Consider the following 7,078-nt stretch of genomic DNA (forward strand, 5'->3'; position numbering starts at 1 on the left):
TGCCGACACCAGCCCGGTGAAGGGCCAGATAGCTGTTGTCGAGCCGGACGGCGTGACGCTGAAGGTGGCCGAAGATTCGCCGGCCTCGGCGCTCGCCGGCGCGCCGAAATTCGTCAATGACGGCGCGATCACGCCGGACTTCTACGCCGTCAACACCATGCAGCCGCCTTACCAGCCGAGCGCCAACAAGCCGGCAGAGGGCGGCGACAAGGCGCTGGCCGATCCGGCGCAGCCGACCACGCTGCCGCCGCAGCACGACATCACCATCGGGGATCTGCTTTCGCTGAAGAGCGTGAGTTGGGCCTGGTACGCCGGTGCCTGGCAGGCGACGCTCGACGGCAAGAACGCGACGGCGCTGCCGAACTTCCAGTTTCACCACCAGCCCTTCAACTATTTCGCGGCCTATGCGCCGGGCACGGCCGCGCGGGCCGAACATATCAAGGACGGCGGCCTCGATGGCACCGAGTTCATCAAGGCGATCGACGACGGCAAGCTGCCGGCCGTCACCTTCTACAAGCCGCAGGGCAATTTGAACGAGCATGGCGGCTACGCCGACGTGACCTCCGGCGACAAGCACCTTGCCGATATCGTCGCGCATCTGGAGAAGAGCCCGCAATGGGCGCATATGCTGGTCGTCGTCACCTATGACGAGAATGGCGGCTTCTGGGACCATGTCGCGCCGCCCAAGGCCGATCGTTGGGGCCCGGGCAACCGCGTCCCGGCCCTCATCATCTCGCCCTATGCCAAGATGGGCACGGTCGACCACACGCAGTATGATACTACCTCGATCCTGCGCTTCATCACCGCCCGCTACGACCTGCCGGTGCTGCCCGGCCTCATCGCCCGCGACAAGGCGCTGCGCAACAACGACCAGCCGCCGATGGGCGATCTGACGGCGGCGCTCGATCTGACGAAGTAGCGCGTCTGGGTTGAGTTTCCTCGCCCCCACGAAGTGGGGAGAGGTGGCTCGGCGAAGCCGAGACGGAGAGGGGGAGCGCCCTACGAAGGCCCCCGCTCCGGCCGCTTCGCGGCCACCTCTCCCCTGCTTTCGCGGGCGAGGAAATGGCCTTCCGCGATTGCCCTGACGAATTCCCGTCCGCTATTGATGGCTCTTCAGCCAGATCGGACGAAGGACATTCGATGAGCGAGCTAAAAATCAGAACTCGTGCGACCGGTGCACTCGCCATCCTGCCGCCGGGCGGCCTGCCGGCGGTGACGACGCCGACCGGTGGCACTGTCGACGTGGTGACCTCGGTCAGTGCGCCGGGCTTCAACCCGCTCGACCTGCTCTATGCTTCCTTGGCTGCCTGCATGGTGCTGAGCGCGCGCATCGCGGCGAACCGCCTCGGCGTCGCCGACCGGCTTGGCGAGGTGAGGGCGGATGTCAGCGGCGAGAAGGCGAAGGACGAGCCCTCGCGGGTCGTCACATTCACCATCCAGCTGGAGATCTCCGGCGATCTCGACGCGGCCACCAAGCAGCGCATCGTCGAGGATGCCGAGACGATCTGCACCGTCTCCAACACACTGCGCGGCGCGCCCGCGCTTAACGCGATGCTGGGGTGAGGGGCACCCAGTGGCGCATCTTTCCCCGATCGACTACGCGACCGCCTCTGAAGAAATCCGCGCCGAGCATGACCGGGAGCTCGCGCTGCGCGGCCGCATGACCAACATGAAGCGCATCCTGCTGCACTCGCCGGCAGCCCACCGCATCTACGCCGAGTGGTTCACGCTGCGCGATCTCTTGCGGCCCACGCTCGACGACCGCGCTATCTGGCTGTTCTCGAAGGCGATCGCCGAGACGATGCGCGCCGAAATCCCGGTCACCTTCTTCCGCCGCGCGCTGATCCACAATGGCCTCGATCCGGAAGCGATCATGCCGTCCGCCGACGAGGCATTGTTGATCTCCTTCGGCAATGCCATTGCCGCTGACGCCAACGACATTCCGGACGAAATTTGGACCGCACTCAAGACGCGCTACGACGAGACGCTGCTCGTCAACCTCGTCGCCTTCGCCGGCATCATGGTGGCGACGTGCGTTTTCACCAATGCGGTAAAGGTGGATCTTGATCCGGAGCTCGAAGGCTATCGGAGGCGGTGAGTCGCGGCTTCCCCTTCTCCCCCTGTGGGAGAAGGTGGATCGGCGCGATAGCGCCGAGACGGATGAGGGGTGTTCCAGCCGGGCGATAGGCTTGAAATCGCCACCGCTTCACTCCTTCCAATCCTCCTCATCCGTCGCCTTCGGCGACAGCTTCTCCCACAAGGGGGGAGGGGAAACCCGCGCCCATCTCCGCAGGAATCGGGTGGCCGCGACATCGCCTCCGCCCCACTTTGATCACATCAAAGGAGGCGACCATTACCATCCACTCCCTGAACACGAAGCGCACCAGCCGCTCAGCCGAATCCCGCGTCGCCGCGCAGAACTGGCGCGCTCTGGTCTCGGAGCTCAACACCCACGGCTCAGCCGTCATGCCCGGCCTGCTGTCGCCCGAGGAATGCGCCGAAATCGCCGCGCTCTATCCGCACGAGGAGCATTTCCGCAGCCATGTGGTGATGGCCCGCCATGGCTTCGGCAAGGGCGAGTACCGCTATTTCCGCTATCCGCTCCCCGATCTGATCGAAGGCCTGCGCACCGCACTCTATCCACGGCTCGCCACGGTCGCCAACGACTGGAACGAGAAGATGGGTGCCGCCCTTCGCTACCCTTCCGACCACGCCGCCTTCCTCAAGCGCTGCCATGACGAGGGCCAGACCAAGCCGACGCCGCTGCTCTTGCAATACGGCCCCGGCGACTTCAACTGCCTGCATCAGGACCTCTACGGCGCGCTCGCCTTTCCGCTGCAGGTGGCGATCCTTCTGTCCCAGCCCGGCGAGGATTTCGAAGGCGGCGAGTTCGTGCTGACCGAACAGCGCCCGCGCATGCAGAGCCGCGCCGAGGTGGTGCCATTGAGGAAAGGCGATGCGGTGATCTTCGCCGTGCACAACCGTCCAGTACAGGGCACGAAAGGGTACTATCGCGTCAACCTCCGCCACGGCGTCAGCCGCCTGCGCTCGGGGCGGCGGCATACGGTGGGGATCATTTTTCACGACGCCAAGTAGGGCGCGGCTGATCTCCCCCCTCGAGGGGGAGATGTCGCCAAAGGCGACAGAGGGGGTCGCCGCGCGTGGAGCGCCAGCCTCTTATCCGCTTCGACAAAACGTCGGCACTCTAAGTGAGACGACCCCCTCTGGCCTGCCGGCCATCTCCCCCTCAAGGGGGGAGATCACCTCATCTGCGGCGTTTGCGCTCTTTCCTCCGCTCCCTCATTCGCGTATGCCCCGGGCAAATCCCGCCATCTCAGCGCATCTACCCGGACCGTCCCATGATCCGCCTCGAAAACATCGGCAAGCAGAACGGCCGTCAGATCGTCTTCATCGAAGCCTCGGCCGCCTTGCTGAAGGGCGAGAAGATCGGACTCGTCGGCCCGAATGGCGCCGGCAAGACGACGCTGTTCCGCATGATCATCGGTGAGGAACAGCCCGACGAGGGGCAGGTCTCGATCGATCGCGGCGTGACCATCGGCTATTTCAGCCAGGATGTCGGCGACATGGGGGGATTGAGCGCCGTCGCCGAGGTGATGGAGGGCGCCGGCCCGGTGAGCGCGGTCGCCGCCGAGATGCGCGAACTCGAGCATGCGATGGGCGATCCTGAGCGCGCCGACGAGATGGACGAAATCATCGAGCGCTACGGCGAGTTGCAGCACCGCTTCGAGGAGCTCGATGGCTATGCGCTGGACGGCCGCGCCCGCGAGGTGCTGGACGGCCTGGGCTTCAGCCAGGAGATGATGGACGGCGACGTCGCAAAACTCTCCGGCGGCTGGAAGATGCGCGTCGCGCTCGCCCGCATCCTTTTGATGCGGCCCGACGTCATGTTGCTCGACGAGCCGAGCAACCACCTCGACCTCGAAAGCCTGATCTGGCTCGAAAAATTCCTCAAGGATTACGACGGCGCGCTGCTGATGACCTCGCACGACCGCGAGTTCATGAACCGCATCGTCTCCAAGGTGATCGAGATCGACGCCGGCGCGCTCACCTCCTATTCCGGCAATTACGAATTCTACCAGGAGCAGCGGGCGCTTGCCGACAAGCAGCTTCAGGCACAGTTCGAGCGCCAGCAGGCGATGCTTGCCAAGGAGATCGCTTTCATCGAGCGCTTCAAGGCGCGCGCCTCGCACGCGGCGCAAGTGCAGAGCCGGGTGAAGAAGCTCGACAAGATCGACCGCGTCGAGCCGCCGAAGCGGCGCCAGACGGTGGCCTTCGAGTTCCAGCCGGCGCCGCGCTGCGGCGAGGACGTGGCGACGCTGAAGGGTATCCATAAGAGCTATGGCAGCCGCACCATCTATGCCGGCCTCGACTTCCAGGTGCGCCGGCGCGAGCGCTGGTGCGTGATGGGCGTCAACGGCGCCGGCAAGTCGACGCTTCTGAAGCTGGTCGCCGGCGCCTCCGAGCCGGACCAGGGCACCGTCGCGCGGGGCCCGAGCGTCAAGATGGGCTATTTCGCCCAGCACGCCATGGAGCTGCTCGACGGCGAGCGCACCGTTTTCCAGACGTTGGAAGACAATTTCCCGCAGGCCGGCCAGGCGCCGCTCAGGGCTTTGGCCGGCTGTTTCGGCTTTTCCGGCGACGAGATCGAGAAGAAGTGCCGCGTGCTCTCAGGCGGCGAGAAGGCCCGCCTTGTGATGGCGCTGATGCTGTTCGATCCGCCCAACCTCCTGGTGCTCGACGAGCCGACCAACCATCTCGACATAGCGACCAAGCAGATGCTGATCGAGGCGCTCTCGCAGTACGAAGGCACGATGCTCTTCGTCTCGCACGACCGCCACTTCCTGGCCGCGCTCTCCAACCGTGTGCTGGAGCTCACCCCCGACGGCATCCACACCTATGGCGGCGGCTATACGGAGTATGTCGCCCGCACCGGCCAGGAAGCGCCGGGGCTGAGAGGGTAGAGGAAGGCTGCTCGCCTTAGTGGAATTCAGCCGGCGCCCGGACGGGGAACGTTGCCCCATTGATCGTCGATCAGTCGTGATGTGTTTTTCGTTTGTCAGGCTCCGTCGTTTGAAGGGGTGCCCGCGAGGCCGAAGAGGCACTTATCGGGCTTGAAAAAAGTGACGCTGGCGGAACATCGCGCAAGCGTCTGGAAACCCACGATAACCTTAATTTTTGTTTGTCTCGCGGAGGCTTCCCGTACGGATTGTAAAGGGATAGATTAGCAATTCATTAAGTATTCGGCGGGAGTGAGCGTAAGAGGTGTAGCGTTATGAATTTCAAATCCCTGATCAAGCGTGCCGAAAACGTAGACAAGGAATTTCAAGAGCTCCAGTCGGATCTGGCCGAGGCCTTCGAGGAATGTCTCGCGTCTGACGAACAGACGTCCTTGGAGGACGATACGGTCGCCGGGGAGGAGCTGGCGGCAAGCGATGAGGGTCCGCCGCCCGAAGGCCAGCCGGAGCCGGCGGCATCTCGGCTGACGCCGCATACCCAGACGCGGCTGGCCGCGCTGGAGGCTGTCGCCGGGCTTTTCCGTGACGGACAGGGCCATCTCGAGGAAATCGAGGCGAGGCTGGGCGAGATCGCCACCGCGCACCAGATGACGCGCGAGATCCTGAATGTCCTGCATCGCGATGCGCTCCGCGCCAATGAGCTGGAGCTGGCAAATGCGGCTCTGGGCGCCGAACACAAGACCATGTCGGAACAATTGCTCGACGCCGCCAGGAAGCAGCGCGAACGCGACGGCGCGGCCGAAGCCTGGCAACAGCGCGAGGCAAGCCTTGTCCAGGACCGGGAGTCGCTGCGCGAGGCGCTTGCGGCGGTGCGGCTCGAAACGGTCGAGATGGGCAATGAGAGCGCCAAGCGCGAGGCGGAGTTCGGCGAGATCGTCAAGTCGCTGGCCGCCAAGACCGTCGAGGCCGACAGGCGCGCCGCCGAGAACAAGCTGTTGCGCGAAAAGCAGGTCGGCCTTTCCGTCGAGTTGGAGCAGGCGCAGAAGCGCGAGGCGGAGGCCCGGCACAAGTTCGACGAGTTCGCCGCAACCCATGCCAACGAAACGGCGCGCGTCGCCGACCTGATGGCCCAACTCGGCAGGCACGAGAAGGAAGAGGCCCGGCTGCAGAAGTCGCTGGAGACGACGCAGGCCAAGCTTGCCGAGGTAACCGAGGCGGCCCGCATTGCCGAAAGCGATGGCGCGGCCGAGCTCGCGCGGAGCCATGCCGAGAACCGCGGATTGCGTTCCGAGATCCAGGAACTACAAACCCGCCTCGAGCAGGCCTCGAACGACCAGAGCGAAGCCTCGACCGAGATGACCAGGCTCAAGGTTCAGTTGAACGATGCCGTGACCGAACGGCAGATCGCGGAAGAAAGGCTGGCCGTTCTCAGGGACGAAAGCGAAATCGACAAGAAGAACCTGTCGGTCGCCAGCACCAATCTCTCGCAGCTCACCTTGCAGCAGGCGTCCGACCAGATCCAGCTCGATATCCAGAAGCAGGAATGCGAGGACCTGCGAGCCGAGATCGTGACGCTGAACGCCCGCATCAAGGAGCTATTGCCCTACGAGCGGCTGCACAGGGTGACGGATGCGAGGTCGCGCAGCGACGTTGCGCCTCCCGCGAACGGCATCATCGCGGAAGTGGCGCGTCCCACCGCCCGGCGCACGCCTCGGCGCAACCTGCGTCTCAACGCGGGCTGAGATCAGAGCAATTCCGGGAAAGTGTGTAACGGTTTCCGGAATTGCGCAAAAACAAATAGTTATAGCTACTTGCCGGCCATATGGTCGGCAAGCTCCTGCGCCTGAGCAAGCAGCGCCGGGAAGGTCGGGTCGTCCGGCAGGCGCTCGCCCATGCAGGCGCGATAGTCGCCGTCGCCTTTTTCCCAGGCGGCGTTGGCGGAATCATAGGCCTGCTGGTCCTTGAGGTCCGAACCCTGATATTCCTGCTGGAATTTCTGCGCGGTGGCATCCGCCGCGGTCCACAAGGCCTCGCAGGCCGCAATCTTTGGAACGGCAGGAGCCGCCGGCGCCTCGGCGATCAGGACGCGATCGCCCTTGACG

General features: G+C 64.6%; 6 protein-coding genes and 1 pseudogene. 6 read left to right on the forward strand and 1 reads right to left on the reverse strand.

The features are described 5' to 3' along the window. The 6 genes from acpA to EOA38_RS23095 form a co-directional block, all read left to right on the forward strand. Window positions 1-919, forward strand: a 919-nt coding sequence (gene acpA / locus EOA38_RS23070; protein WP_127300328.1) for an acid phosphatase, incomplete at its 5' end; no start/stop codon positions are given. 221 nt (window positions 920-1,140) lie between these two features. After that, the gene (locus tag EOA38_RS23075) at window positions 1,141-1,563 is read left to right on the forward strand and encodes an OsmC family protein (protein WP_126094740.1); all 423 of its coding nucleotides are present in this window, start codon (window positions 1,141-1,143) and stop codon (window positions 1,561-1,563) included. Window positions 1,564-1,573: 10 nt separating this feature from the next. After that, entirely contained in the window at window positions 1,574-2,098 is a 525-nt protein-coding gene (locus EOA38_RS23080) for a hypothetical protein (protein ID WP_126094739.1), read from the forward strand. A 254-nt stretch (window positions 2,099-2,352) separates the two neighbouring features. Beyond that, on the forward strand, window positions 2,353-3,096 hold the full coding sequence (locus EOA38_RS23085) for a 2OG-Fe(II) oxygenase (protein ID WP_126095977.1): 744 nt from the start codon (window positions 2,353-2,355) through the stop codon (window positions 3,094-3,096). Between the two features lie 263 nt (window positions 3,097-3,359). Continuing rightward, complete coding sequence (locus EOA38_RS23090; protein ID WP_126094738.1) at window positions 3,360-4,982, forward strand: ABC-F family ATP-binding cassette domain-containing protein; 1,623 nt, start codon at window positions 3,360-3,362, stop codon at window positions 4,980-4,982. A gap of 311 nt (window positions 4,983-5,293) precedes the next feature. After that, the gene (locus EOA38_RS23095) at window positions 5,294-6,718 is read left to right on the forward strand and encodes a hypothetical protein (protein ID WP_127300329.1); all 1,425 of its coding nucleotides are present in this window, start codon (window positions 5,294-5,296) and stop codon (window positions 6,716-6,718) included. Window positions 6,719-6,783: 65 nt separating this feature from the next. Here the strand turns inward: EOA38_RS23095 and EOA38_RS23100 are convergent. Next, window positions 6,784-7,078, reverse strand: a pseudogene (locus EOA38_RS23100) (hypothetical protein); the annotation flags it as partial.

It is taken from the genome of Mesorhizobium sp. M1E.F.Ca.ET.041.01.1.1, from assembly GCF_003997355.1.
In the GTDB taxonomy this organism is placed as follows: domain Bacteria; phylum Pseudomonadota; class Alphaproteobacteria; order Rhizobiales; family Rhizobiaceae; genus Mesorhizobium.